The sequence below is a fragment of the Streptomyces sp. NPDC005866 genome (assembly GCF_040629895.1).
In the GTDB taxonomy this organism is placed as follows: domain Bacteria; phylum Actinomycetota; class Actinomycetes; order Streptomycetales; family Streptomycetaceae; genus Streptomyces.
This window is the reverse complement of record NZ_JBEXWP010000008.1, coordinates 81,894-108,125: the sequence shown is the minus strand read 5'-3', so window position 1 is coordinate 108,125 and position 26,232 is coordinate 81,894. Positions and strand designations below refer to the sequence as shown.

Genomic DNA, 26,232 nt, shown 5'->3' with positions numbered 1-26,232 from the left:
GCAGGGAAACGTCACGACCGCCAGGGGGAACGGGACCGCGTCCTTGGTCTTACGTCCGGTCAGCCGGCGGCGGACACCTCCAGCAGGAATTCCTGGAAGGTGTCGATGCCCGCGCCGGCGAGCGGGGTGCCGTGGGCGAAGCCGATGGTGCGCAGGTCCTTCGGGAGCCGGGTGAGGCTGACGGGACGCAGGGCGGGGTCGGCGGCCAGGGCGGCGGGACCGAGGGTGAGGCCGGACCGGTGGAAGACGGCGTCGCCCATGAGCGCGGTTCGGGTGGGTTCGTGGAGTAGCACGATGTGGCCGGGCGAGTGGCCCGGGGTGTGGAGGACGCGCAGGCCGCCGGAGCCTTCTACCAGGTCGCCGTCGTCGATGGTGGCGTCCGCCGCGAGCGGGGTCCAGTGGAGCGGGGGCAGCCGGTCCAGGGCACGTCCGGCCAGGCCGCTACGGCCCTCGGGCGGGACATGTCCAGCCTCCAGCCAGGGGCGGTCCGCGTGATGGATGAGGATCCGCGCGCCGGTGCGGCGGCGCAGTTCGCCGGCGCCCTGGACGTGATCGGGGTGGGCGTGGGTGAGGACGACGCGGCGGATGTCCGAGGGTTTGCGGCCCAGGTCCGACACTGCCTTGAGCAGCGCGGTCGGGGCTTTGGACCAGCCGACGTCGACGAGGGTGAAGCCGTCGTCGCCGTCGATGAGGAAGGCGTTGTCCCGCTTGGTGGTGGCGATCTGTGTGATACCGGGGGCGAGGTGCTGGTGCATAGCAGGTCGGTGAGTCTTCCGGGAAGGTGTTCGTCAGCGAGTGGAACCGGATGGGAGTGGGACGTACCCCTCCCGGGCCAGCTTGGGCAGGATGCCGCCGGAGGCAAGGATGTCCAGGACAAGGGGCGGCAGCGCGCCGCCGGTGAGGCCTACGCCGGTCGCGGGGTTCTCGACCCAGCCCTCGGCGAAGTCCAGGCGCATGGTGGCCCCGTCGGCGAAGGCGGCGGTGACGCCGGGGACGGTCAGCGCGGGCAGGCCGTGGTTGATGCAGTTGCGCAGGAACAGCGAGTTGAACTCCTCGGCCACCAGCGCGGCCACACCCAGTTCGCGGAAGAGCGCGGCGACGGGCCGGGAGGAGCCGAGTCCGAAGTTGCGGCCGGCGACGACGATGTCGCCCGGGGCGACCTGGTCGGTCCAGCCTGGACGCAGTTCGTAGAAGATGTGCCGCGCGGCCTCGGCGACGGGGAGCTTCATCGCGAAGGCCGGGTACATGGCGTCGGTGGTGACGGAGTCGCCCACCGCCCAGACCTTCCCGGTGAGTTGTGTGTCCATCAGTGCAGGTCTCCTCGCGGGTCGGTGACGTGGCCGGTGAGGGCCGAGGCGGCGACGGTGGCCGGCGAGGCCATGTAGATCTCGGCTTCGGGGCTGCCCATGCGGCCGGTGAAGTTGCGGGTGGAGGAGGTCAGGCAGACCTCGCCGGGGGCGAGCAGGCCCATGTGGTAGCCGAAGCAGGCGCCGCAGGTGGAGTTGGTGACCACGGCACCGGCGTCCGCGAGGTCCTGGAGGTATCCGGCGCGCATCGCGTCCTTGTACACCTGCTGGGACGCCGGGGTCACCAACAGACGTACGCCGGGCGCTACTTGACGGCCGCGCACCACGTCGGCCGCGATCCGCAGGTCCTCCAGCTGGCCGTTGGCGCACGAGCCGATGAAGCACTGCTGGACGGGCCGGTGTTCGATCTCGGATATCGGCACGGCGTTGCGGCTGACGGTGCCGGGGCGGGCGACGTACGGCTCCAGGGAGGACAGGTCCACGGTGCGTACGGCGGTGTAGGCGGCGTCGGGGTCCGCGTCGGCCGCAGCGTAGGTGCCGGGGGCGGCGCCGTGGTCGGCGAGGAAGGCACGGGCCAGGTCGTCGATGGGGAAGGTGGAGAAGTCGGCGGAGATCTCGGCGCCCTGGGTGGCGATGGTGCGCCGGTCGTTCATGGGGATCGTGGCGAGGCCGGGGCCGCCGTATTCGAGGTTGTGGTTGGTGGCGTCGCCGTAGGTGCCGGCGATGTACAGGAAGATGTCCTTGCCGGAGACGGCCGCCGGCTTGGTGCCGGCGAACTCGTATCGGATGGTCGGCGCGGCCTGGAACCAGGTCTTGCCGGTGCACAGGATCGAGTACACCTCCGCCGGGCCGAGGCCGCGGGCCGCGGTGTTGTAGGCGCCGGCCGCGCAGGTGTGGGAGTCGGTGCAGGCGAGGATCTCGCCGGGGCGGGCCAGGCCGTTCTCGGCGATGACCTGGTGGCAGATGCCGTGGCGGCCGACGTCGTAGAACTTCTCTATCCGGAAGTCCCGGGCGAAGGCGCGGGCGTGGGTGCCGCCGATGGCGTCGTGGACGTTGGGGGCGGGCACGGCGTGATCCATGACGACCGCGACCTTGTCCGGGTTGTTGATCTTGAGCGGCTGGACCCAACTGGTCGCGAACTGCAGGTCGATCATGACGGTCATGTCGACGTCGCAGACCACCGTGTCGCCGACGCTCACGCGATCGAGTCCGGCCTTGCGCGCGAGGATCTTCTCCAGCATGGTCATGCCCATCAGGCACCGTCTCCCGTGGTGGGGTTGTCCTGTTCGTGGTCGTAGCGCTCGCCGATGGCCGACCACTCACGCAGGCCGACGAGTTCGAACAGGCCCTGCGGTCCGGGCGCGACGTCCGGCAGGGTGCCGCCGAGGCGTTGCAGGGACTCCAGGCCGTGCAGGACGTACGGGGCGAGCAGGGCGCCGGGGTGGATGGCGATCCGGTAGCCGAGGGCGGCGAGGCGGTCGGGCGCGGTGTCGGGGGTGAGGCCGCCCTGCACCATGTTGATGAGCAGCGGGGCGTCGACCGAGGCCGCGATCTTCTCGATCTCCTCGATGCTCTGGGGTGCCTCGACGAAGAGGACGTCCGCGCCCGCGGCGGCGTACCGGCCCGCGCGGTCGATGGCCTCCTCGATACCGAGGGGGCCGCGGGCGTCGGTGCGGGCGATGATCACGAGGTCGTCGTCGGTGCGGGCCTGGAGCGCGGCGTCGAGCTTGTCCGTGAAGTCGCGCGCCGGGACGAGCTCCTTGTCGGGCAGGTGGCCGCACTTCTTGGGGAAGGCCTGGTCCTCCAGGTGCAGTGCGGCGACCCCGGCCTTCTCGTACTCGCGCACGGTACGGGCCACGTTCATCGGGGCGCCGTAGCCGGTGTCGGCGTCGGCGATCAGCGGGGCGCCGTCCAGCGCCGTGGCGACGATCCGGGCGCGGTCGGTCATCTCGGTCTGGCCGATCAGGCCGATGTCCGGCAGGCCGAACCCGGCGACGGAGACACCCGCACCGCTCAGGTAGGCGGCGGGGAATCCGGTACGGGCCACGAGGTGGGCGGAGAGTCCGTCGAACACCCCGGGGGCGGTGATCAGGCCGGGCCGCGCGAGCAGCTCCCGCAGCCGGGCACCGGGTGTGCGGGGTCGGGCCGTTGAGGTCATGGTGGGTTTCCTCCGGAGTGTGTACGGGGGTGTCGGCCGGGTTCAGTCGAGGGCACCGCGGACCGGCGCCGCGAGCAGCTCCACCAGGGGGCGGAGATCGGCCCGGTTCTCGAGGTCGAGGACGATCCGCTCGATCTCGGCGGCCCGGTCCGCGTCGATGACCGCCGCGGACAGCGCCCGGTACTTGTCGCGGATCTCGGCGTTGGTGAGCGGGGCGTCGGGGCCGCCGTGCGGCTGGTTCAGGGCCTGGGTGTGGACCTCGCCGTCGCGCAGGGTCACGGTGACGCGGGTGTTGTAGCCGGGCCGGTCCCAGCTCGGGTCCTGCTGCTCGTCGACCTGGGTCACACGGGTGCGGTCGATGAGCTGCCAGACGTCGTCAGCGTCGATGCGGGCGGGCGTGAACTGCTCGGTCCTGACCTGCCCGTCGACGAGCGCGACGGCGGTGGCGTAGCCGATGTTCATCTGGGCGCCGATCGTGGTCAGCGGCCGCTCGGGGGTCCACCAGCCGTGGTGGTAGATCGCGTCCGGCACCTCGATGTGCACGGACTCGATGTCGTCGGCGGTCAGGCGGCGCTGCGCGGTCAGGGCGAGGGCGGCGTCGATGGCCGGATGCAGACCGCCCATCGCGGCGTGGATCTTCACCGTGATCTTCTCGGTGTGCCACACCTCGCCCAGCTCGTAGGTGACCTGGGACGCGTCGGGGTCGTGGCCCTCGCCGAACGTCGAGAGGAAACCGCCGTACGGCCGCTCGAAGACGCGCTTGATGCCGGTGTAGCCGGCCTGCGCGAGACCGGCGGCGTAGAAGCCGTTGCGAGAGGCCAGCCCGTGGTGCATCCGCTTGGACATCGCCTCGTACTGCGCCGCCATCAGGCCCGCCGACTGGGTGCCCGCGAGGCCGAGCGCGTCCTCGAAGGCGGCCGCGTCCAGACCGCGCAGTGCGCCCGAGGCTGCGGCCGCTGCATGGGTGCCGAAGACCGAGCCGGAGTGCCAGCCGCGCGAGAGCATCTGGGGACCGTGCAGGGCCAGGCCGACCCGGGTGCCGGTCTCGATGCCCAGGATCGTGGCCCGCAGGAACTCCGCCCCGCCGGCCGACGGGATCCGGGCCGCGGTCGACAACAGGGCCGGGAGTACCAGCGAGGTGCAGTGCAGCGGGGCGGCCGGGTAGTAGTCGTCCAGCTCGAAGCCCTGGATGAAGGTGCCGTTGAGTACGGCGGCGGCCGGTCCGCTGGTGGTGCGGCCCCAGCCGATCACCGGGACGTCGCCGGTGCCCTCCAGGCCGAGAACCGCCTCAACGGCCGTACGGGACCAGGGCAGTTGGGCTCCGATCAGGGCGCAGCCCAGGCCGTCGAGCACCAGGTGCGCGGCGCGTTCCCGTACGGGGGCGGGGATCCGGTCCAGGGTCGTGGCGGCCAGCCACTCGGCGAGTTGTCCGGTAGGGCCCTGGGGGTCGGCGGGCCGGCGGGTGGTCGTTGGCGTCGGTGCGGACACCGCGCTCACCTCCAAGGTCGCTCAGGCGTCGGGCGCCGGACGTCGGGCAGGGAACCCGGACGCTTCCGCGCACTCATTAGAATTTATAACATCTAGTTTCGTCGGGTGCCTCGGTACGATGACGGCATGGCACTCAAGCGCACCTCCCTGCCCCGTACCGCCGAGGCCGTGGCCCTGGCCGAGCTGCGGGACGCGATCGTCCGCGGCGATCTGGCGCCCGGCGCCCCGATCCGCCAGAGCGTGGCCGCCGAAGAGCTGGGGCTGAGCGTCATCCCCGTCCGCGAGGCACTCAAGACGCTGGCCGGCGAGGGGATCGTCACGTACGTCCCGCAGCGCGGCTACACCGTCACCGAGCTGACGTCGCACGGTGTGGACGGCATCTTCCGGGTCAGGCAGCTCCTGGAGGCCGAGGCCGAGGCGAACGCGGCGGCGCGGTTGCGCCCCGAGGACATCGCCAGAATGCGCTCGGCGCTCCAGGCCCAGCGCACCGCGGCGGCGGAGGCAGACGCACAGGGGGCGATCGCCGCCAACCGGCGTTTCCACTTCGCCCTGCTCGACCGGTGCGACAACGAGTGGCTGCTGCGCTTCGTCACCCAGCTGTGGGAGGCCCTCGAACCGCACCGCGCCCTGTCCTACCGCCGGGCCGCGGCGGCCGGTGACCTCGCGCGGTCCGAGGCGATCCTCGCCGAGCACGAAGCCGTCGTGGACGCCCTGGAGAGCGGCGAGAACGCTCGCGCCCTGGATCTGCTGGCGGCACACCGCACCGCAGGCCGATCCGACTTCCACCGGCTGCTGAGCTCCGCCGACGGCGGCAGCTGAGCCGAAGGCCCGTACCGCACTCAGATACTCTCCAGACGTACGGAGTTGGTCCGGGGCCCGAGCGCGGCGACCGCGAGACTCATCACGGCGATCAGCCCGCCGCACAGCAGATACAGCGGCCCCGCCCCGAGGGCGTCGAGGATCGACAAGGTGCAGAACGGCAGGACGGCGGCCACCAGGCGCGACAGCGCGTAAGTGCGGCCTAGAGCCGTGTTGCGCACAGTGGTGGGGAACAGCTCGGCCCCGTAGGTGCGCGAGACCGTGGCGTTGACGACGCTGATCAGCGAGGTCAGCAGACCGGCGGGCACGATGACCCACACGGTGGTGCCCAGGCCGAAGACCGCGCCCGCCACGGCGACCAGCAACGAGGAGACGATCACGAGGGTCCTGCGCTGGATCCGTTCGGCCACCCCCATCAACAGCAGACAGCCGACGGGATACCCCAGGGCGGTGAGCGCCAGGTATGTCAGTGACTCGACCACGGTGAAGCCCTTGTCCATCAGCACGAGCGGGGCGATGGAGGAGAAACCGTAGAAGCCGACCGGGCCGAGCGTCTCCATCGCGCACACCAGCAGGGTGCGCCGCCACAGCGCGGGCCCCCACAGCCGCGGTTTCAGAACGCCCTCCACGGGTGCGGCGGTCATCCGTGGTTTCACAGCGCCCTCCAAGGGGGCGCCGGTGCCGGTCTTGACCGCGGCGGGAGCCGGTGCCGACCCGCCGGCCCGCGCCTCGATCCGGGCCACGGCGTCGATGGCCTCGTGGGGCCGGTGGGCCGCGAGCCAGCGCGGTGACTCCGGCAGCCGCCTGCGCAGCACCCACACGACGACGGCCCCGCTCGCCGCGAAGATCATCAGCCAGCGCCAACTGGCCATGCCGCCCATGCTGTGCGGCAGTTTGGCCGCGAGCAGGCCCGCCACCGGGACGGCGAGCATGCCGATGGCGTAGGCGGTGGCCACCATGCGCCCGCGCCGCGCGGTGGGCATCAGCTCGGTCAAGTACGTGTCCACCAAGGCGAGTTCGGCGCCCAGGCCGGTGCCCAGCAGGACGCGCAGCGCGATGAGCGTGGCCGCGTCCGGGGCGAACGCGGCACCGACGGACAGCACTGCGTACGCGACGAGGTTGATCTGGAACATGCGGCGTCGCCCGAAGCGGTCGGCGAGCCCGGACAGCAGCAGCGCTCCCAGGAGTTCACCGGCGAACGTCGCCCCGATCAGCAGCGACTTGTCGAGCGTGCCGCTCGTCCACCCTTCGGGCAGCAGCGGCACCAGCAGACTGCCGAGGGCGACTTCGAAGAAGTTGAAGAACGAGCCGAGTCCGACGACCAGCAGGACGCCGCGGTGCCAGCGCCCCACCGGAAGCGCGTCGAGGCGCGACGCGATCTCCGCCTGCAGTCGGGAGGCGTTCGGGGAGGCGGTGGGCGCCTCACCTATCACGCCCGGAATGTCAGCCATGCGCCCATCCAGTTCCACTATTTGTAACGGGAGGTTCGTATTGGGGGGCAGACAGTGGCAGGCGCTCAGAACGGCGTCAAGGACCCGGACGTCATGAGATGGGAGTCCTGCAGACACCTTGATCACTCGGCTTGAGGATGCCTAGATTTGAATAGCGGACTTGGAATTCCTTTCTATGGAACCTGTCCGGACTCACCGGGACTCACGGCAAGGCGGCGACGGCATGGCGGGGACACGGACCGAAGGCGGCGACACGGCCCGGCGGGCCTTGCGGCTCGTGGAGGCGGTGGCCGCGGCGGGATCAGCCGTCCCCTTGCAGGATTTGGCCGAGGCGGTCGGACTGAGCAAGTCCACCGCCTACCGGCTACTGCGGGTTCTCCAGGAGGAGTCGTACGTGGCCCGGGCCGACGCGGGCGGCTACCGCATCGGGCCCCGGCTGATGGGGCTCGCCGCCGAAGTGATGCCGCGCGCCGACGTGTTCGCGGGCGCCCGGCCGGTGCTGCGGGCGCTGGCCGACCTGTCCGGTGAGACGGCCACGCTGCATCTGCGCGCGGGTGACGAGGCCGTGCTCGTCCTCGGCGAGGAGAGCGACTACGAACTGCGCCGGGCCGCACGGCTCGGCTCGGCCACTCCCTTGCACCGCGGCGCGAGCGGCCAGGCCATCCTCGCGTTCCTGCCCGCCGAGGAGATCACGGCGATCCTGCGGCGGGCGGAGGGCTCGGCGCGTATCGACGAGGTCGAGCGCTCCCTGGCCGCCGTACGGTCCGACGGCTATGCCGTGTCGCAGGCCGCCAACCACCCCGGCCTTGTGGGCATCGCCGCGCCGGTCCTGACCGCGTCCGGCCACGCCACGGCCTCGGTGGCCATCTCCGGCCCGGCCGACCGCTGGAGCGCACGCCGCGCCGTCGCCATCGCCGACCTCCTCGTCGAACGCTGCGCAGGCCTCGGCTCCCTCTTCGCGGTGGAGCCCGCCCGGGCGACGGGCTGACCGGCCGGCCCTCGATGCCGGCGACCACCAGACACTAGTCGGATGGAACTCCGCGACAGGCCAGGCCAGTTCCGGCAGGGTGACAACCAGAATCCGTGGTCGCGGCAGGCTAACGCCGTACGCGCGGCATCCCCAGTCCGATCCACGAGATGATCTCCCGCTGGATCTCGTTGTTGCCGCCGCCCAAGGTGAAGCTGACCGCCGAGCGGTAGCCGCGCTCCAGGTCCCCGTAAAGGACCGCGCCGGCCGAGCCCTCCTCCAGCGGGCCCGCCGCACCGGCGATCTCCATCAGCCAGGCGTAGGCGTCGCATCAGCCAGGCGTAGGCGTCGCGGCGGGCCTCGGAGCCGTAGACCTTGACGGCGGAGGCGTCCTGCGGGGCGAGGGTGCCCTCCTGGACATCAAGGCGTGGGCGTACGGATGTCTCCGGCGTCGGCATCTCGGCTCCCCCTGGCGGTGACACCCTGCCCGCAGGCCAGCCGTGGCAGCGGCGCGTCGCGGGGTTTTGGTGGACCGGTGACCGAACTGTCCCAGGAGGCCACCGTTCAGGCCAGCACCGCGATGAAGTCCGTACAGGCCACGGCGCACGCCCGGCATGCAGCCGCGCTCTTCTCGGCGCCGGGGCGGGTGTCGAAGGCCTGCGCGCATTCAAGACAGACCGTGCGGCACCAGTCCAGCTGGACCCGCAGACCGGCCTCGTCCTGGACGTTCTCCTCGGTCAGCGCCCGGCAGGTCGCGTCACACACCTCGGCGCACATGATGCCCGTGCGGCGTACCCGCTCCAGCTCGGCCGTCCCGTCCGGATCGAACACGCTGGCGCGCAGCGCACACAGCCGAGCACACTCCGTACAGGCCTGCGCGCAGGTAAAACGATCCTCAAGGTATCCGTAGAGCTCCTGTTGAGAAGTCGTCTCCTGTTGAGAAGTCGTCGACGTCATGCACCCCGGGTTGCCGAGGTGCGCGCACGGCAAACACGTTGCCCCGCGCGGGGTTCCGGTGGCTGCCGTCGCCCGGCGCGTACGGTCGGCCACGGAACGCGTCCGGTTCGTACCGTTCTGGCGGGGTATCCCCTTGCTATGAGCACGGTATCGATGGAGCTGGCCGCTCCCAGCGGCCTCATGAGTCTCGGGCTGTTCGTGGTGGCCGTGGCCCTACTGGCGATGCTCGCCGGGGGCTTCTGGCTGGGCAACCGTGTCAAGTCCCGCGAGTCGCCCCGCCCACGCCCCGATGAGCAGCCGAAGCTGCCACCCGAGGGCGCGGTCCACGAGATCCGGGAGAACCGTGAGTCGGAGGAGATTCCCCGGATGCCCGAGGGCGGCCGTCCGCTCACTCCGTATGAGCTGAGCAACCAGCAGACCAGGCCGAGCACGTCGACGGACCGGCCACGCTGGAGCAGTGGCAGCAGCGGCTCGTTCGGGGGTGGCGGGCTCGGCGCCCACTGACCTCAGACAGTTCCCCGCCCCGCGTCGAGGCGCCCGACGTGGGCCACGTTCCCGAGGTCCTCGGCGTCCTGGCTCGGCCTTGCCGTGAGCCAGGCGTCGAGGATCTCCTTGAGCAACGGCTGTGAGGTCAGGCGCAGGCTCAGGGCGAGGACGTTGGCATCGTTCCAGCGGCGGGCGCCGTCGGCGGTGTACGCGTCCGAGCACAGGGCCGCGCGGACGCCGGGCACCTTGTTCGCGGCGATCGAGGCGCCGGTGCCGGTCCAGCAGCACACGACCGCCTGGTCGGCACTGCCGGCGGCGACATCGCGGGCTGCCGCCTCCGAGCAGACCGCCCACTGCGGGTCAGCCCCGGGCTCCAGCGCACCGTACGCGCGGACCTCGTGGCCGCGGCGGCGCAGCTCCTCGACGAGGAGGCGCGCGACGGGTTCGTCCATGTCGGAGGAGACGGAGATCATCATGGTTTCTCTCTCTTCTCCCCGCCTCACGTTGATCCTGCAGGGCAGCATGAGTGTAGACGCCCGAGCCGCTGTTACTCGGTGTCCGCCCACTCCTGGATGAGCCGGACGGTGCCCTCGGGTTGCTCCTCGTGCAGGTAGTGCCCGACATCCGGCCAGTGCTCCACACGTGAGCCGGTCACGTGCAGGGTGCTTCTCTCCCAGGCGGCGGCCTCCGCCGCCGTCCACACCGTCAGTGCCGGCTGGGCGCGACAGCGCAGGTACGCCTCGCTGTGCGGGCGGACGCCGACCGCTTCCGGATCGGTGTACATGCCCGCGTACGCCTGGGCGACGACGTGGTCCGGGGTACCGAGCATGGTGCGGACGTGCGCGGTGCGCAGCCCGGGCGGGGCCTCGTCGGAGAACGCTCCCGCCACGAAGTCGGCTGCCGCACGGGACCCGTGCTCCCGGTACTCGGCCAACCGCCCTGGAATCCCGTTCACTTCGGCGCCGTGCGCGCCGTGGGCCGGGTCGAGGGCGACGACCGACCGTACGAGCTCCGGGCGTCGTACGGCGAGCAGGTTGACCACCTGACCGCCCATGGAGTGGCCGACCGCCACCACCGGGCCGCGCCAGAGTGCCTCGATCAGCGCGGCCAGATCGTCCGCCATGTCCACCGGTGTGTTGCCCGTCCCCGGCACTTCGGAGCGGCCGTGGCCGCGCAGGTCGGGGACGATCACGCGGAACCGGCCGGCCAAGGCCTCGGCGTGTACCGACCATTCCCGGCCGTCGCCGCCCCAGCCGTGCACCAGCAGCAGGACGGGGCCGTCGGCGGGCCCCAGGCTCGTGCAGAACAGGCGGATGCGTCCGAGGCCGATCACGCGTGGCCCTCCTGGTAGGTGGCGTACGCGAAGTCGGCGTGCACTCCAGAGCCGTCCAGGTCCTGCACCCACAGGCCGAGCATCGCGCCGGTGAAGCCGAGGACGCGCAGCTGTCCGCTCTCGGGGCTGGTGCCCCGGGTGACGGTGGCCCGGCCGCCCGCGACGACGTACGAGGACGAGGAGAAGAAGTCGGCGGCGAAGACGTCGTAGCCCCCGGTCGAGGGGGGCGCGCCCGCCGCGACCTTGCTGCGCATGCGGTTGAGGTCGGTGAGGCTGTGCAGGACCCCGGGGCGGGTGAGGGCGCTCTGGCCGGAGGAGACGGCGGCGGCCTGGTTCGCTCCGGCCAGTGCTCCGGCGCCCGCGAGGCCCGCGGCGCCCGCGCCGACGCCGGTGAGCTTGAGGAAACGGCGGGGGTTGGGCGACCTCTCAGCGGTGGGCTGCGGCTGGTTCACGGGGAGGTTCTCTTTCACTCGGCGTTGAGTGGTGTCGAGCGGTGAAGTCGGCGCCTCCACCTCAGCCGCGGTACAGCACGAGCGTGCTGTGCGGGTCGATCCTGGGGCAGTGGCCTGCTCCGACCGTCTTGCCGGTGGCGAGGTCGCGGGCCGGGCCGAAGCCGGTTCGTGCCGGCAGGGTGAAGACCTTGTCGCTGCTGGTGTTCATGGCGATCAGGTAGTCGCCGTACTCGCAGAGACAGAAGGGCGCGCGGCCCACGAGCATGGTCTCGACGCCGTCGAAGTGGACGCCGAGGGTGGGGTCGGGCACGTCGGCCGGGACCGTCGCCAGGTGGTAGACGTCGCCGGCGAGGGCCTGGTGGAGCGTGTCGCCGGGGGGCGGGAAGCCGCCGGGCGGGATCGCGGACGCGCCGGGGTCGTTGATGGCGTAGTCCCACAGGATCCAGTCGCGGGCGGTGAACGTGCCGGCGGTGGCGCCCGCGGTGCGCTGGCGGATCGTGGCGGAACGTTGGTCGGTGGGGGTGACCTGGTGGATGCGGGCGTAGTCGTTGACGCCCTGCCGAGCGCGCCAGTAGAGCGAGGCGAACAGCAGTTCCTTGCCGTTCTTGACGGCCACGCACCCGTTGTCCTCGTCGGTGACGACGAAGTCGGGCCGGTCCCAGCCGGCCGGGGTACGGCCGGGGCGGGCGGCCAGCGTCTGGAAGGCGTCCCAGTCGTGGGAGACGAACCGCAGGGCGTTGAGGCCGACGCGGGTCCAGGAGTGGTGGGCCAGGAGGGTCAGCTGGGGGTAGAGCTGGCCGTCGGCGATCATCTCCTGGGTCCAGCCGACGATGTCGGGGTCCTTGAAGGCGACCGCGGTCATCAGGGGGTTGGAGTCCCACGCGGTGCGGGAGGCGTAGCCGATCTCGCCGGGGTAGACCTCGTTGCGCCAGCCGATGACCGTCTCGATGCGGGAGATCCGGCAGCCGTCCCCGTCGACGTCGATCACCCGGAACGCGCCGCGCGCCTTGGTCATCTTCACCATCTGCTCGCGCAGTTCGGGCGCCTCCTGGCCGCCGTAGCCGCGTGTGACCGACTCGTACATCATCACGAGCCAGTCCATGACCTCGCCGTAGTTGCCGACGTAGCCGAGTTCGCGGGTCAGGCCCGCCTTCGTCACCTGGTAGTAGCTCTCGCCGAGCGGCTTGGTCGGGTTGCCGTCGGCGTCCTCCGGGCCGAGGTAGGGCGTCATGCCGAGCGACTGGTACAGGTAGTCGCGCGCCTTGTCCTCGGACAGGGCCAGGTCCGGGGCGAGGAGCCGCAGGCCGCGGTTGGCCTGGTAGAGACCGATGGCGCAGATCTGGGACTGGTTGCTGTAGTGCGGGAAGTGCTGCCGCCAGTAGTCCCGGCTGGACCTGAGCATGTCGATGTAGGCGTTCTTGCGCACCGGCGGCACGGGGGTGTCCGTGGCGGTGGGGGCGATCAGGGTGATCTCGTCGAACCAGGCGGTGCCGGAGCCGGCCAGGCGCAGGTGCAGCTCGATCTGGGTGGCGCCGGACGGGGTGGCCAGGTCGACCGACACGTACTCCCAGTCGTGGGTGCCGGCGGTGGCGTACACCTTGTGGTCGCTGCCGACCAGCTTGCCGCCGGCGTCGAAGAACAGCGGGTCGATGTGCGCGCCGAGGCCGGTGGCGCCGTCCGTCCGGATCCACGCGCCGTAGGTGTAAGTACCCGCGCCGACCCGGGTCCTGGGCGCGGAGTAGACGTAGCTGTAGCCGTCCGCGCCGGTGGCCGTCAGTTTGAGGGAGGCGGAGCCGGACCGGGCGACCGTGGTGTCGCGGGCCCAGGTTCCGGCGGGCGCCCAGCCGGGCTTCTCCCAGCCGGTGGGGGTGGCGGCGCCCGACTCGAAGCCGGGGTTGGCTATCGCGTACGGCGAGCCGGTCACCTGCGTGTCGAGGCGGTCTCCGAGGTGCTCCCACAGCAGGGCCAGGACGAGCCCGACCCGGCCGAAGCCCTGCCACTGCTGGTCGGAGCCGGTGAGGACGGTGCTGTCGGCCTTCCATGCGAGGTACCGGCCGTCGATCGCCTCCAGGACCCGGTCGACGGCGGCGTCCTGCTGGTAGACGGGGCTGCCGGACCACAGGTAGCCCTCGGCGAGGGACTGCATCGCCCAGCCGTCCATGGTGGCGGGTGTCGCGGTGGTGAGGAAGTACGCCTGGTCCTTCTGCACCCGGGCCTTGATGTCGTCGAGGATCTCCTCGCCGCCGGTTCGGGGCTTCGGGGTGGGCGCGGGGCCCTGGACTTCGCCCTTCGGCGGGACGAAGCGGGGGCCGGTGTGGGTGTAGAGGCGGTAGATGCCGCGCGAGGGCGTGGTCATGTTGTAGTACAGCTGGGCCTGGTTCTGGCCGTAGGACCAGATGCGGCCCAGTGCGCGGATCTCCAGCGACACCTTCTTCCTGCCGGCGGTCATCTTCTCCGGCAGGGGCAGGGTGTGGAAGAAGAAGCGGCCCGGGGTGCGCGGCGCGGTGTCGAGGATGTCGAGGTTGTCGACGGCTCCCTGGTCCTGGTGGCCGACCTGCTTGCCCTCGCAGAACAGCTGGAGCCGCCACATGTTCGTACCGGACGCGGCTTCGGCCGAACTGTCGTCGTAGTCGTCGCCCCACAGGCGGACGGTGACGTATGTGGTGCCGGTCGGGCTGACCGCGACCTCGAACTTCAGTGTGCCGCCTGCGTACGACGCCGGTTCGGTCGGGTTGAGGACGCGGGCGCTCTGGCCCAGGCCGCCGGTGACCGTGTCGGAGAGGGTGGCGGTGAGCCGGTGCGCCGTCTCGGAGCGCGAGTCGCCGAAGACGACGACGTCGAGCGGGGCACCGTCTCGCGCGCGTGCCGCGTCCGGCCCGGCGGCGAAGGCCGGCGTGGCGGTCGCGACGGTCGTGGCGGCCGGCAGGCCGATGGCGGCAGCGGCGACACCGGTCGCCCCGGCGTACTTGAGCACGTCACGTCTTCTGGGCGCGCTGGGCACGGCTGTTCTGGGTGCTTCGGGCACGACTGATCCTTTACTTGAGGCTGCCCATGAGGATTCCGCTGCGCCAGTACTTCTGGAGGGCGAACATGAAGACCGCCAGCGGAATGATCGACAGCAGCGACCCGGTGAGGACGAGGGTGTTCATGTCGTTGGAGTTCTGCGCCTGTTGCACCCAGGAGAAGAGACCGAGGGTCACCGGGAAGGAGCGCTCGCCGTTGAGCATGAACAGGGGTAGGAAGAAGTTGTTCCAGATGTTGACGAAGTCGAGCATGAAGATGGTGATGCCCCCGGTGCTCATCAGCCGGAGTGCGACCGAGAAGAAGATCCGCGTCTCGCTCGCGCCGTCGATGCGGGCCGCTTCCATCAGCTCGGTGGGCATCGAGGTGTCGGCGTAGACCTTGCCGAGGTACACGCCGAAGGGGTTGATGAAGTACGGGATCAGCACCGCCCACACTGTGTTGGTGAGCCCGATCTTCGCGAAGACGAGGTAGAGCGGGAACGCCAGCAGGGTGCCTGGCAGCAGCGAGGCGCCGACTATGACCCCGAACAGGGCTCCTCTGCCCCGGAATTCGAACTTCGCGAGGCCGTAGCCGGCGGCGAGAGAGATGAGCGTCGACCCCGCGGCACCGACCGTGGAGTACAGGACGGAGTTCGCGATCCAGCGGCCGAAGACCCCGTCGTGGTAGTCCCAGATGGCCTGGAAGTTGTCGGCGAGGTGGTTCGAGGAGAACCACAGGCCGAAGGTGGAGTACAGGTCCGTCTGGTTCTTCGTCGACGCCACCAGCAGGAACCAGGTGGGCGCCAGCGAGTAGAGCAGGAAGACGACGAGCAGGCCGGTGGTGAGGGCCACCGCGCGGCGGGTCGGGCGTGCTCCGCCGCCGGGGGCGGTGGCCGCGGTCGGGGCGCTGCTCATGACACCTTCCTGTTCGTGACGCGGTAGAAGACGTAGGCGAGCCCGCCGGTGACGGCGGCCAGGACCAGGGACTCGGCGGCGGCGTACTGGTAGTCGCCGGTCTTGAACGCCCGGTCGAAGATCTCCAGCATCGGTGTGAAGTCCGTGCTGATGGACTCCGGCGCGACATAGCGCAGGAACAGCGGTTCAGTGAACAGCTGGAGGCGGCCGATCAGGGAGAACATGCCGGTCAGGACGAGAATGCCGGTGATGTTCGGCACCTTGATCGACCAGGCGATCCGCCACTCCTTCGCACCGTCGAGGCGGGCGGCCTCGTACAGCTCGCGGGGCAGTGCCTGGAGCGAGGCGGAGATCAGGATCATGTTGAAGCCGATGCCCTGCCAGGTGAGCAGGTTGCCCAGCGAGAGGTAGGTGTTGATGCCGCCGAAGAAGGTGACGCTCAGGCCTGCCTTGTCCCCGATGTCGATGATCGGGCTGGCCGTCGGGCTGTAGAGGAACAGCCAGATCAGCGTCGAGACCACGCCCGGGATGACGTAGGGGATGAGCAGTCCGGCGCGGAAGAAGCGGACCGCGCGGGCGGCGACGCCGTCGAGCAGCAGGGCCAGGAGCAGGGAGATGCCCAGCATGACCGTGATCTGCACGGCACCGAAGAGCAGGGTGCGCAGCATGGCGGCCCAGAAGGAGCCGTCCGCCAGGATCGCCGAGAAGTTGGCGAAGCCGGTGAAGACGACCTTCGTCGGGCCGAAGCCGAGCCCGCTGCTCCTCTTCTCGTGCAGGCTCTGGCTGAAGGCGTAGCCGATCGGCACGACGTAGGTCAGGAGGAAGCCGATCAGGAAGGGCAGCATGAACAGCAGCCCCTTGTAGGCTCCCCGCCTCCCGGCCCGACGGGGGGAGGTCCGCCGGAGGGCGGAGTCGTCTGCGACCTTCGCCGGTCGTGTGAGGGTGGACAAGGGTGGCTCCAAGTGAGGTGCACTCCTAGGGGCGTTGGCGGTCAGCTCGCGGCGACGGCCTTGACGCCCTTGCTCTTCAGGTCGGCCAGCACCCACTCCTGAAGGTGCGTCAGCATGTTCTTCACGGTGAGTTCCTTCTTCATGACCTTGCCCCACTGCTTCTGCATCTCGGAGTACATGGCCGCGTAGTCCGGGCCGTACTGCCACTGCTCGCCCACTCGGGAGGCCGCGGTGGAGATGACCTGCGCGCTGTCCGACTTCCCGTTGAACATCTCCGTCGGGATGATCTTGTCGACGTACGGCGAGACGTCCTTGACCGCCGGGAAGAGCCCTGACTTGGACGCGGGGTCGGTGAGCGTGGTCAGCGACTCGTTGCCGCTGGACAGCCAGGCGGCGAACTGGGCGGCGCGGTCGGGGTACTTGCAGCCCTTGAGTACGGCGGTGACGTCGAAGTTGCTGGAGGTCTGCGGCTTGGCGGTGTCGAAGACCGGGGAGTCCGCGAGCTGCCACTTCCCCTTCGACTTGGGGAAGTTGGTGTCGTAGATCGGCAGCTGCCAGGTGGACGTGGTCATCAGGATCGTCTTGCCGAGGTCCCAGGTCTTGAAGACTCCCGGATCGGCGTACGAGGCGTTGGACGCGAGGTCGTTGTCGACCAGTTGCTGGACGACGTCACCCGCCTTGAGCGCCTCCGGCGAGGTGAAGCCGATCGCCCAGTGGTCGCCGTCGACCTTGTACCACTGCGCGCCGGCCTCCCAGGAGAGGTCGACCAGCGTGCTCGGGTCCTCGCCGGCCATGTTGTAGATCTTGATGTTCTTGTCCTTCTTCTGCACCGCCTTGCCCGCGGCGATCAGGTCGTCCCAGGTCTTGGGTGCCTTGATGCCGTACTTCTCGAAAAGGTCCGCGCGGAAGGCGGTGAACAGCGGGGAGGAACCGGTGGGGATGCCGTAGGTGGCGCCACCCGGGCTGACCGCGTTCCAGGCCGGGACGGTGTAACTGGACCTGTACTGCGCGGCGACCTTGGTGATGTCGGTCAGGAGACCGTCGGCGGCGAAGTTCGCCAGGTTCATCCCGTCCATCTTTGGCAGGCAGGGCGCGTTGCCGGACGTCACGGTGGCCCGCAGCTTCTGGTAGACGGTGTCACCCGCCGCGTTCACGAACTGCACCTGGGTCTCGGGATGCGCCTTGTTCCACACCTCGACCTGCTGCTGGATGCCCTCCGTCCAGCTCCAGAACTGCAACCGCACCTTGCCCTTGGTCGTCTTGGCCGCCGAGTCGGCGTTGTCACCGCCACCGCTCCCGCAGGCGCTCAGGGCGAGCGACAGCGAAAGAACGGCGGCCGCGCCGGCGAAGGCTCTCGTACGGATGGTGCTCATCGATTCGATCCTCCGGAGAAAGGCGGACAGCGCCTGCGGTGGGTAGAGAGGGCGCGGGCGACTGAAGGCGGGGCAAGAGGGGGCGGCCACGAAGCTCAGTAACCGTTTCCCGTGGAAGGTAGGACCTCGGAGGTCAACCCCACAAGAGGGAGGAGGTCATTTGTTTCATCGAGCTTGCCGACGAGTTACCGCGAAGACGACTCCGACCTGCTGCTTTTGCGTTTGCCCCAGTTCAGCCGCATGCCGTTCTCTGACGAGTCACCCACGGAGGAATGTTGACCGGCGAACCTGGCGAGCTCTAGCGTGGAATACGTTTACCCCCCTTCGTCGTCCCCTCCTCACCGCAGAAGCGGAGATCCATGCCCACGTCCGAGCTGCCACGCGCCTTGTTCGCCATGAACCCGGTGCACCTTCCCGAGCTCTTCCCGCCCCGGCTCATGACACGGTTGACGGCCCTGGCCCGGATCGACCCCGCCCTGGTCGTACAGGACCTCAGCGATCCCGTGGTGGCCGGGCCGCTGGCCGCGGCCGAGGTGCTGATCACCGGCTGGGGCTGCCCACGCATCGACGAGGCCGTCCTGGCCGCGGCACCCAGGCTGCGGGCCGTGCTGCACGCGGCGGGCAGCGTGCGCAACCTGATCGCGCCCGAGGTCTGGGACCGGGGTGTATCGGTGTCCAACGCCGTGCAGGCCAACGCGCTTCCGGTGGCCGAGTTCACGCTCGCCGCGATCCTGCTGTCCGGCAAGGACGCCTTCGGGCTGCGGGAGCGGTTCCGCGCCGAGCACGTGTACCCGCCGCCCGCCGTCCACGCCGCGCTCGGCAACCTGGGCAGGCGGGTCGGGATCATCGGCGCCTCCCGTGTCGGCCGCCGCCTGCTCGAACTGCTGCGGCCCTTCGACTTCACGGTGACGCTGTACGACCCCTATGTCGACGCCACCGAGGCCGCCGCGCTGGGCGTCGCACTCGTGCCGCTCGACGAACTGATACGCGCCAGCGACATCGTCAGCCTGCACGCGCCGGACATCCCGGAGACCTACCGCATGCTCGACCGGCGGCGGCTGTCGCTGATGCCGGACGGTTCCGTGCTCGTCAACACCTCCCGGGGTGCCCTCGTCGATCCCGACGCGCTCGCCGACGAACTGCTCTCCGGACGGATCGGCGCGGTTCTGGACGTGACCGAGCCGGAGCCGCTGCCCGCGGACTCCCCGTTGTACCGGCTGCCCAACGTCTTCCTCACCCCGCACATCGCCGGTTCCCTCGGCAACGAGCTGGAAAGGCTGGGCCGCACGGTCGTGGACGAGCTGGCACTGCTCGGCGCGGGCGCGCCGCTCGCGCACGCCGTGCTCCAGGCCGACCTGGTCAACAGCGCCTGATCCGTCGGTGGCGGCCGGAACCCGGTCGCGACCGGCGACGCCGGCCCACTGCCGGCAACCTCGCCACGGCACGGAAGCCCGCCCCCGCCCTCGACCGGGCCGGAGGCAGACTCCCGTGGTCGCTCACCGCCCGTCGAAGGCGACCGGCACAGCCGAGGCGGTCGCGATGCCGACCCGCAGGGCATCCGCGCGGACGTCCCGGTCGAGGCCGGCACCTGAGCCGCACTCGAACAGCACGCGGGGGGGCGTTGGTTCGGGAATCCAGGGCATCGGCACCGCCACGTCCTGGAGCTCTCTCGCGGCGCGACAGTGCCAACAGGTCGTGGCGTCGTCCGGGGCGGTCAGGCCAGTGCGACCCAGCCGTCCGGTCGGCCCGGCGACCAAGCGGTCGCGAGGTAATGGAAATCGTTTACTGTCTGAGCACGGTAGTTTCTGCCGCGACCGGGCCGCAGGGGTTGCCGATGCAGTAACGTCGGCCTTGTGACGGAGAACGGGAACGGCGCCCGCAGGAGCCCCGCAGCCAGCAGGACCAAACGGAAGAGCACGCGGCCGGAGGGGCCGAGTACCATCCGCGATGTAGCGGCGAGAGCGGGCGTCTCGGTAGCAACCGTTTCCCGCACCTTGGCCGGCAACTATCCGGTGTCGTCGGAAACCAGAGCCCGCGTCATGGCGGCCGTGGAGTCACTGCACTACGTGGTGAACGTCCACGCGAAGGCCCTCTCCGGGGCCGTCGCCGGTCCCGTCGCCCTGGTCATCCAGGACATCACCGGCCCCTCGCTGGCCCATGTCGCCGCCGGCGTCGAGCAGGAGGCCACCAACAGGGCCAGGCTGAGCCTGGTCTGCTCCACCCACGGCGACACCGCTCGCGAGGACGACCTGGTCCAGCTGATGCGGGAGCAGCACGCCGCCGCGGTCGTCCTCGTCGGCGGGGTGGTCCCGGACGACGCCTACCACCGCCGTATGTCCGAATACGCCAAGGCCCTCGACGCCGCCGGCTCCCGCCTGGTGCTGGTCGGACGCCCCGCTCTGCCCGCCGGAATCCCGGCGACCGTGGTCGACTACGACAACCGGGGCGGCGCGTTCCAGGCCACCTCGCACTTCCTCGCCGCCGGCCACCGGCGCATCCTCTTCCTCGGCGGCGAGCCCGGCTTCAGCAGCTCGGAACAGCGCCGCGACGGTCATCTGACCGCTCTGCGCGCCCACTCGGTCCCCTACGAGGCGGAACTGGACCTACCGGGCTCGTACACCCGCGCCTCGGGCTACCGCCGGGTGCGGGACGCGCTGGATGCCGGCCTGGAGTTCACCGCCGTCTTCGCCGGCACGGACGCGATCGCCGTCGGCGTGCTGGCCGCCCTGCGCGAGGCGGGCCTTCGGGTCCCCCGTGACGTTTCGCTCATCGGCTTCGACGACGTCCCCTACGCCGCGGACCTGACGCCGTCCCTCACCACGGTCCGGGTCCCGTACGAGGAACTGGGACGAACCGCCGTACGTCTGGCGCTCGACCGTGAGGAGACCATCACGGGCGACGATCATGTGGTCCTGAGCACCCAGTTGGTGATACGGGAGTCGGTGCGGCCACAGAAGTGACATGACGGCGCATCATTGCCCGACACGGGGCCGGGCACCGTGGAGTGACACACCAGAACACCACGGCATCACCACGGCACGCCCACTGCTCGCAGGGCCCCTGAGCTTCCCGCACACCCGAGGACCGCCATCCATGAACATCGCCGCCTGGCGCCAGACGGAGCTGTCGCTCACCGCTGAGAGCAGCCACCCCAACCCGTACACGGACGTCGAGCTGTGGGCCGACTTCACCCACGTGCCCACCGGAACCGTCCTGCGACGCCCCGCCTTCTGGGACGGCGGCTCCACTTGGCGCCTGCGGTTCGCCGCGCCGGCGGCCACGGGAGTCTGGAGCTGGCGCACGGACGGCGACGTCGACGACCCCGGACTCATCGGCCGCACCGGTGAACTCACCGTGGTGCCGGCCAAGTCCTCCGCCCATCGCTTCGAACAGCACGGATTCTGGCGCATGTCCCCGGACGCTCGCAGCCTGGTGCACGCCGATGGCACCCCCGCCGTCCTGGTTGCCGACACAGCATGGGCGCTGCCCTGGCGGGCCACGCTCGACGACGCGCGCATATACGCCGCCGACCGCGCCGCGAAGGGGTTCAACGCCGTCCTGCTGATGAGCGTGCAGCCCGACATGCACGCCACGGGCCCCCGCGACCGCACCGAGGACGAAGGCTTCGGCATCGGCTTCGAGGACCTGCAGGACGGTCACCTGGCACGTCTCGACCCGGCCTACTTCCGGTATCTGGATCAACTGCTTGACATCCTTGGCTACCACGGCATCGTTCCCGTTCTGCAGCCCGTCTTCCAGGGCTTCGGCTGGAAGGGCAGATCGGTGGCGGGCACGGTGGTGCCGCCGGAGGAGTACGCGCGCTACTGCCGCTATCTGGTGGCCCGTTACGGCGCTCGTCCCGTCATCTACCTGGTGGGCGCGGACGGTTCGGGCGAGGAACCGCAGATTGCCGCGGGCGGCGAGGAGATCGAGGCATGGGACGCGTACGGCCAGCCCTGCGGCATCCACTACCGGCCGCACGGCCGCAGCCGCGCCCACCAGGACGCCGCCTGGCTCGACTTCCAGTGGTGCCAGACCGGACACTCGGGCGAGCACCTCCCCGAGCGGGTCGCCGACATGCGGCGCAACGAACCGGCCAAGGGCGTCGCCAACGGGGAGCCCACGTACGAGAACTCGGGGGCGACGGGGAAGGGCGCCGGCTGGTGGCAGGGCCATGAGGCCTGGTCCAATCTGTGCGCCGGCGGCACCCTGGGCGTCGTCTACGGTGCGGGGAGCCTCTGGCAGTGGCGGCTGCACGCGGAGGAACCCGGCCACGAGCCGTACTTCCTGGCTCCGGGCTGTGGCTGGAGGGAAGCGCTGGACTTCGAGGGCTCCCGCTACGTAGGTCTGGTCGGCCGCATCCTGGACGGGCTGCCGACCACCGACGTGCGCCCGGACTGGGACCGCGCGATGGCCGCAAGAGCCCTGAGCGCCCCGGACGGCACTCTCCACATCGCCTACGTCGAACACGGCGGCCCGCTGCGGCTGAACCCCGAAACCGCCGAGACGTTTCCCCGGTCCTACCGGGTCATCGACCCCCGAACGGGAGAAACGGTGTCCCAGGGCGTACGCCGAGCCGACGAACTGACCATCCCGGACCAAGGCAGCGCGCCACGCGTCTTCGTCTGTTACGACGGCTGACGGGCAAGGCAGACGCGCTGCGGCGGGACCGGGTCACCGCCCGGTGCGGACGGGAGCCTGATGTTTCAATCCGCCGAGGCCCCTACGCGCCGAAAGGCGACGCACGGCGTACAGCGGCGCATGGTGGGCGACCTGGCCGACGGCCCTGGCACTGGCGTCGACGCACCTGCGGACCCACCCGCCGCTCCACTTGTTCATGGTGGGCGCGCCTGGGCTGCGTTGGTTCCGCATGCTCCTATGAGGCGCTCAAACCGCACATCGACGCAGTCAGGTCGGAAGAATTTGGAGACGAAGATCCGCATGGAGCCTAGTCGCTCGACGGCCCCGGTGTGGCGTCCGTGCGGGCCTCGATCGCGGTGAGGACCGACGACATGTCGAGGCGCCCGTTGCCCAGCCCAACGCTCTCGCCGTAGAGGTCGCTGCTGAGGTCGAGGAGCGGAGTGGCGATGCCGGCCGCGCGGGCCGCGTCGGCGATCAGCCGGGTGTTGGCGTAGGCGTCCGAGGTGGCGGCCTGCACTGTGAAGTCGTGCGCGGCGAGCGTCGGGACCTTGACCCGGGTCACGCCGCTGCCGAGCTGGCCGGAGTCGACGACGGCCCGGAAGGTCTCCAGGTCCAGGCCGGATGCGGTCGCTCGAGCAGCAGACGGTCACCCACCCGAACGTGGCCCGCGTCCGCGAACGCCCGCGTGCGGCCGCCCACGAGTGGTGAGGCGGGACGTCACCCCGGGGAAGCGTCACCCCTCGCTGGCGTCACCCGCGGCCGTCGGTGGAGGATCGGAGGGGCGGCCGCCTCGGGGGCGCCACCCGGTACCGCACCACCACGTGAAGAGGCCCGGCCATGAAACTCTTCGACGACCCGCTGTTCCTGCTGCTCGGACTCGACGGCACCCTCGGCGTCGCTCCGGCGGCGACATGACCACCCCCGCGGGTGGCGGCCGTTACGGGGAGGCCGTGTTCCGCCCGGAACAGGCCGGCGAGGGCGAGCGCATCGACTTCGGCGCCCTCGTCTACGACGACATCACCATGGCGCGGCTGCGGGCGCTCGGGGCCGGCCCGGGGTGGCGTTGCCTCGATGTGGGCGCCGGCACGGGCACGGTCTCCCGCAGGCTCCTGGACGAGGCCGGGGTGGACAGCGTGCTCGCCGTGGACCGGGACGTACGTTTCCTCGCCGAACGGCCCGGGCTCGACGTGCTGGAGGCCGACATCACCGCTCCGGAGTCGGTCCGCGGCCGGTTCCGGCTCGTCCACGCGCGCTTCGTGCTGATGCACCTGTCCGAGCGCGAGCGCCTGATCGCCTCGTTGGCCGAACTCGTCGAGCCGGGCGGTGTACTGGTGCTCAGCGACGCGGTCGACCTGACGAGCGACCGGACGCCCGGCACGCCGTACACCACGGTGATGCGGGCGATGTGGCAGGGGCTGCGGGCGACCATCGGTACCGATGTCTCCTGGGTGCCGTCGTACCCACAGCTGCTGCGGCGGGCGGGGCTGGTGTCCGTCGCCGCCGAGATCCATGTGCCGCCGCTGCTGCCGGGCAGTCCCATCAGCCGCTTCTGGACGGACACCTGGGAGCGGAGCCGGACGGCGATGCTCGCCACCGGCCTGGTCGACGACGCGGCCGTCGACGCGGCGATCGGCTATCTGGCCTCCGACGAGTGCGCCGCGTTGTCCGCCGGCATGCTGACCGTCTGGGGACGGAAACCCGCGGAGGAGGCCGCGCGCTCAGGCGCCACGGAAGCTGAATCCAGACGACCCCCTTACTGAAGCCGCGGTACGCCTCGGAGGCCCGCGGATCCTGCGCCGCTACGACGGCACGTCCGCCTCAGTCCGTCGCGCCGACCGCCCGGAGCACGCCCCCGGCCATCCCGCGCTCGCCGCGCTCGTCGGGGTGCACCGGGGCCGCCGCTGCCGCCGGGATCAGCGGTTCGATCCAGCGCACGCCGGGGTCCTCGCAGGCGCCGCGGCGTTGGTCTGCCGCCCCTCCCCCGCAGGAAGCTCACATCGCCCAGGCGCCAGCAGCCCCATCGCGGCGCAAGCCGTGATGTGACGGTCCCGGCTCAGGGCCAGCCCCGGCAGACGCGGCGCGACAACGGTGACTGCACATCCGGTCGAACCTGTGTGTCGCATCTGCGCAGAAACAGCACACAGGCTGCACACCGCCCGGCCAAAGGCTCGCTACCGTTCTGGCCGTTCGATCCCACGTGCGAACGAGACCAGGCCACGGCTCAGGACGCCGCTGGCGCAGTCGAGTCAGGAAGACCGCGGATGGACTACTGCTCCTCGTGCCGTCGGCACCTCAACGGCGCCCTGGTGTGCCCCGGTTGCGGCGCCTACGCCCCGGACATCGCACCCCGCACCGGTGCGACGACGCCATGGCAGACCCCGGCCGTCAGCGCGTGGCACGACGACACGGACGTGTACGCGGACGCGGAAGAGGCGGAGGAGACCGCCGAGGGCCCCTACGACGGCTCCCCCACCGTGTCTTCCGCGTCGCTCGGCCGGGCTGCCCGGCGCCGTCAGCGGGCCCGCTGGAAGAAGAACCAGCGGCGGGCCGTAGTGGCCACCGCGGTCGCGCTGGTCGGCGGCGGTCTGACCGTCGCCTCGCTGGACCGGCAGTCCACGGACCGGGCCCAGGCGGCCACCGCCCCGGACAACGCGCCCATGGGGGTCGCGGACGAGCAGGCCACGGAGCCCACCCCGGCGGCGTCGACACCGACCGGCCGCCACCGGGCCCCGGACCCCACCCCCTCCGCCCGGTCGACGGCCACCGCCAACACGCCGCACGAGCAGATCGCCGGTACACCCCGCGCCACTCCGACGCCCCGTCAGCTCACCGCCGCGCCGCCGCGGTCCGCGGCCGCGTCCCCCGCCCAGCCCCAGGCCGCGGCATCCGGCGCCACCGCCACCGCCACCGTGCCGTCGCAGCCGGCGGCCACGCCCACACCCACTGCCGGCGGCAACACGCAGACACCGACGGCGAGCCCCGCACCGACCGCCACCTCGCCCTCGGGACTCTGTCTGCTGGTCCTCTGCATCGGCTGACACATCGCCCCGGCGGCCGTCTCACTCCTCGATCCGGCCCACCAGCCCCCCGGGCCAGGGCAGGTTCGGCGGAGAGCTGGCGGCCGCACCCCGGCTCCTTCAGCTGTGACTCACCACGGCAGCCGGCCGTTGACGTCGAAGTAGCCACCGGTCGGTCCGTCCGGGCCGAGCTGCGCCATCCGGACGATGATCTCGGCGCCCTGCGCCACGGTCTGCGTGCCCGTGTTGCCGTTCAGGTCGGTCTTGGTGAAGCCGGGCTCGACGGAGTTGATCCGCATGGCCGGGAACGCCTTCGCGAACTGCACCGTGAGCATGTTCACCGCGGCCTTGGAGGTCGGGTAGGCGATGCCCGGGTAGAAGTGCGCGAAGTGCTTCGGGTCGGAGAGGGCCGTCAGCGAGGCCAGGCCGCTGCTCACGTTGACCACGACCGGCGCCGCCGAGCGCTGCAGCAGGGGCAGGAAGGCGTGCAGCACGCGGACGACACCGAAGACATTGGTCTCGAAGGTGGTACGCATCTGGTCGGCGGTCACGGTCTCGGCGGTGGGCACGCCGTTGTCGGCGTTCCGGGTCTCGATCCCGGCGTTGTTGATCAGGACGTCCAGTCCGCCGTCGGCCTCTATCGTCTTGGCCGCCGCGTCGACCGTGGCGTCGTCGGTGACGTCGAGGAGGACGAACCGGGCGCCCAGTTCCTCGGCGGCCCGGCGCCCGCGTTCGGCGTCCCTGGCCCCCACATACACAGTGTGACCTGCGGCGATGAGCTGGCGGGCGGTTTCGTGACCGATGCCCTTGTTGGCTCCGGTGATCAGTGTTGTCGTCATGTGTCCAGCCTGCGGCCCCACCGCCCGGTCAGCCAGCAGACCCTTCTTCCTGGGACTGCCGGTACCAGGCACATCCG

23 protein-coding genes and 3 pseudogenes are annotated in these 26,232 nt (G+C 70.8%); 8 read left to right on the top strand and 18 right to left on the bottom strand.

The features are described from left to right. Window positions 1–59: 59 nt before the first annotated feature. Genes ABZ396_RS14490 through ABZ396_RS14470 form a run of 5 tightly spaced genes read right to left on the bottom strand, consistent with a single transcriptional unit; the run spans window position 60 to window position 4,953 of the window. On the bottom strand, window positions 60–755 hold the full coding sequence (locus ABZ396_RS14490) for an MBL fold metallo-hydrolase (protein ID WP_358919413.1): 696 nt from the start codon (window positions 753–755) through the stop codon (window positions 60–62). A gap of 33 nt (window positions 756–788) precedes the next feature. Next, complete coding sequence (locus ABZ396_RS14485) at window positions 789–1,307, bottom strand: 3-isopropylmalate dehydratase (RefSeq protein ID WP_358919414.1); 519 nt, start codon at window positions 1,305–1,307, stop codon at window positions 789–791. Further along, window positions 1,307–2,554: an aconitase/3-isopropylmalate dehydratase large subunit family protein gene (locus tag ABZ396_RS14480; protein ID WP_358919415.1), complete on the bottom strand. Its 1,248-nt coding sequence runs from the start codon at window positions 2,552–2,554 to the stop codon at window positions 1,307–1,309. Before ABZ396_RS14480 ends, ABZ396_RS14485 begins: the two co-directional genes overlap by 1 nt. 5 nt (window positions 2,555–2,559) lie before the next feature. Then, window positions 2,560–3,465, bottom strand: coding sequence for an isocitrate lyase/PEP mutase family protein (locus tag ABZ396_RS14475; protein ID WP_358919416.1), 906 nt, complete (start codon window positions 3,463–3,465; stop codon window positions 2,560–2,562). A 42-nt stretch (window positions 3,466–3,507) separates the two neighbouring features. Further along, window positions 3,508–4,953 carry an MmgE/PrpD family protein gene (locus tag ABZ396_RS14470; protein WP_358919417.1) on the bottom strand — a complete coding sequence of 482 codons (1,446 nt, stop codon included), beginning with the start codon at window positions 4,951–4,953 and terminating at the stop codon, window positions 3,508–3,510. Between the two features lie 126 nt (window positions 4,954–5,079). Between ABZ396_RS14470 and ABZ396_RS14465 the strand changes: the two genes are divergently transcribed. Next, entirely contained in the window at window positions 5,080–5,772 is a 693-nt protein-coding gene (locus ABZ396_RS14465) for a GntR family transcriptional regulator (RefSeq protein WP_358919418.1), read from the top strand. 20 nt (window positions 5,773–5,792) lie between these two features. On the opposite strand, the gene ABZ396_RS14460 is transcribed toward ABZ396_RS14465, so the two are convergent. Then, window positions 5,793–7,223: an MFS transporter gene (locus ABZ396_RS14460; RefSeq protein WP_358919420.1), complete on the bottom strand. Its 1,431-nt coding sequence runs from the start codon at window positions 7,221–7,223 to the stop codon at window positions 5,793–5,795. A 223-nt stretch (window positions 7,224–7,446) separates the two neighbouring features. Between ABZ396_RS14460 and ABZ396_RS14455 the strand changes: the two genes are divergently transcribed. After that, window positions 7,447–8,211, top strand: a complete 765-nt coding sequence (locus ABZ396_RS14455; RefSeq protein ID WP_358919421.1) for an IclR family transcriptional regulator — start codon at window positions 7,447–7,449, stop codon at window positions 8,209–8,211. A gap of 109 nt (window positions 8,212–8,320) precedes the next feature. Here ABZ396_RS14455 and ABZ396_RS14450 read toward each other — a convergent pair. Continuing rightward, window positions 8,321–8,609: pseudogene (locus ABZ396_RS14450) on the bottom strand (acyl-CoA dehydrogenase family protein); the annotation flags it as partial. A 145-nt stretch (window positions 8,610–8,754) separates the two neighbouring features. After that, a complete protein-coding gene (locus ABZ396_RS14445) occupies window positions 8,755–9,147 on the bottom strand; it encodes a ferredoxin (protein WP_358919423.1) in 393 nt (130 codons plus the stop codon). Between the two features lie 138 nt (window positions 9,148–9,285). Here ABZ396_RS14445 and ABZ396_RS14440 point away from each other — a divergent pair, with 138 nt between their 5' ends. Next, window positions 9,286–9,651 carry a DUF6479 family protein gene (locus ABZ396_RS14440; protein WP_358919424.1) on the top strand — a complete coding sequence of 122 codons (366 nt, stop codon included), beginning with the start codon at window positions 9,286–9,288 and terminating at the stop codon, window positions 9,649–9,651. A gap of 2 nt (window positions 9,652–9,653) precedes the next feature. Here the strand turns inward: ABZ396_RS14440 and ABZ396_RS14435 are convergent, their stop codons facing one another. From ABZ396_RS14435 to ABZ396_RS14405, 7 genes are all read right to left on the bottom strand, one after another. Then, window positions 9,654–10,109 (bottom strand): RpiB/LacA/LacB family sugar-phosphate isomerase, encoded by a 456-nt coding sequence (locus tag ABZ396_RS14435; protein ID WP_358919426.1) that lies wholly within the window; start codon window positions 10,107–10,109, stop codon window positions 9,654–9,656. Window positions 10,110–10,180: 71 nt separating this feature from the next. Next, window positions 10,181–10,966 carry an alpha/beta hydrolase gene (locus ABZ396_RS14430; RefSeq protein WP_358919428.1) on the bottom strand — a complete coding sequence of 262 codons (786 nt, stop codon included), beginning with the start codon at window positions 10,964–10,966 and terminating at the stop codon, window positions 10,181–10,183. Continuing rightward, on the bottom strand, window positions 10,963–11,418 hold the full coding sequence (locus ABZ396_RS14425; RefSeq protein ID WP_358919430.1) for a hypothetical protein: 456 nt from the start codon (window positions 11,416–11,418) through the stop codon (window positions 10,963–10,965). Before ABZ396_RS14425 ends, ABZ396_RS14430 begins: the two co-directional genes overlap by 4 nt. A 61-nt stretch (window positions 11,419–11,479) precedes the next feature. Beyond that, window positions 11,480–14,443: a Tat pathway signal sequence domain protein gene (locus ABZ396_RS14420; RefSeq protein WP_358919432.1), complete on the bottom strand. Its 2,964-nt coding sequence runs from the start codon at window positions 14,441–14,443 to the stop codon at window positions 11,480–11,482. A 10-nt stretch (window positions 14,444–14,453) separates the two neighbouring features. Beyond that, window positions 14,454–15,335, bottom strand: coding sequence for a carbohydrate ABC transporter permease (locus ABZ396_RS14415; protein WP_358919434.1), 882 nt, complete (start codon window positions 15,333–15,335; stop codon window positions 14,454–14,456). Continuing rightward, complete coding sequence (locus ABZ396_RS14410) at window positions 15,332–16,180, bottom strand: sugar ABC transporter permease (protein WP_358919436.1); 849 nt, start codon at window positions 16,178–16,180, stop codon at window positions 15,332–15,334. Before ABZ396_RS14410 ends, ABZ396_RS14415 begins: the two co-directional genes overlap by 4 nt. 146 nt (window positions 16,181–16,326) lie before the next feature. Beyond that, on the bottom strand, window positions 16,327–17,658 hold the full coding sequence (locus tag ABZ396_RS14405; protein ID WP_358919438.1) for an extracellular solute-binding protein: 1,332 nt from the start codon (window positions 17,656–17,658) through the stop codon (window positions 16,327–16,329). 359 nt (window positions 17,659–18,017) lie between these two features. Between ABZ396_RS14405 and ABZ396_RS14400 the strand changes: the two genes are divergently transcribed. The 3 genes from ABZ396_RS14400 (at window position 18,018) to ABZ396_RS14390 (ending at window position 22,299) form a co-directional block, all read left to right on the top strand. Next, entirely contained in the window at window positions 18,018–19,031 is a 1,014-nt protein-coding gene (locus tag ABZ396_RS14400; protein ID WP_358919440.1) for a hydroxyacid dehydrogenase, read from the top strand. A gap of 567 nt (window positions 19,032–19,598) precedes the next feature. Further along, entirely contained in the window at window positions 19,599–20,618 is a 1,020-nt protein-coding gene (locus tag ABZ396_RS14395) for a LacI family DNA-binding transcriptional regulator (RefSeq protein ID WP_358919456.1), read from the top strand. 133 nt (window positions 20,619–20,751) lie between these two features. Beyond that, on the top strand, window positions 20,752–22,299 hold the full coding sequence (locus tag ABZ396_RS14390; RefSeq protein WP_358919442.1) for a DUF4038 domain-containing protein: 1,548 nt from the start codon (window positions 20,752–20,754) through the stop codon (window positions 22,297–22,299). A 307-nt stretch (window positions 22,300–22,606) separates the two neighbouring features. Here ABZ396_RS14390 and ABZ396_RS14385 read toward each other — a convergent pair. Then, a pseudogene (locus ABZ396_RS14385) lies at window positions 22,607–22,918 on the bottom strand (NAD(P)-dependent oxidoreductase); the annotation flags it as partial. Between the two features lie 292 nt (window positions 22,919–23,210). On the opposite strand from ABZ396_RS14385, the gene ABZ396_RS14380 reads away from it, so the two are divergent. Continuing rightward, window positions 23,211–24,059: a methyltransferase domain-containing protein gene (locus tag ABZ396_RS14380; protein ID WP_358919444.1), complete on the top strand. Its 849-nt coding sequence runs from the start codon at window positions 23,211–23,213 to the stop codon at window positions 24,057–24,059. A 58-nt stretch (window positions 24,060–24,117) separates the two neighbouring features. On the opposite strand, the pseudogene ABZ396_RS14375 reads toward ABZ396_RS14380, so the two are convergent. Then, window positions 24,118–24,237, bottom strand: a pseudogene (locus tag ABZ396_RS14375) (SGNH/GDSL hydrolase family protein); the annotation flags it as partial. Window positions 24,238–24,560: 323 nt separating this feature from the next. Between ABZ396_RS14375 and ABZ396_RS14370 the strand changes: the two are divergent. Continuing rightward, a complete protein-coding gene (locus tag ABZ396_RS14370) occupies window positions 24,561–25,337 on the top strand; it encodes a hypothetical protein (RefSeq protein WP_358919446.1) in 777 nt (258 codons plus the stop codon). Window positions 25,338–25,447: 110 nt separating this feature from the next. Here the strand turns inward: ABZ396_RS14370 and ABZ396_RS14365 are convergent, their stop codons facing one another. Further along, window positions 25,448–26,155 (bottom strand): SDR family oxidoreductase, encoded by a 708-nt coding sequence (locus tag ABZ396_RS14365; RefSeq protein ID WP_358919448.1) that lies wholly within the window; start codon window positions 26,153–26,155, stop codon window positions 25,448–25,450. Between the last annotated feature and the right edge of the window lie 77 nt (window positions 26,156–26,232).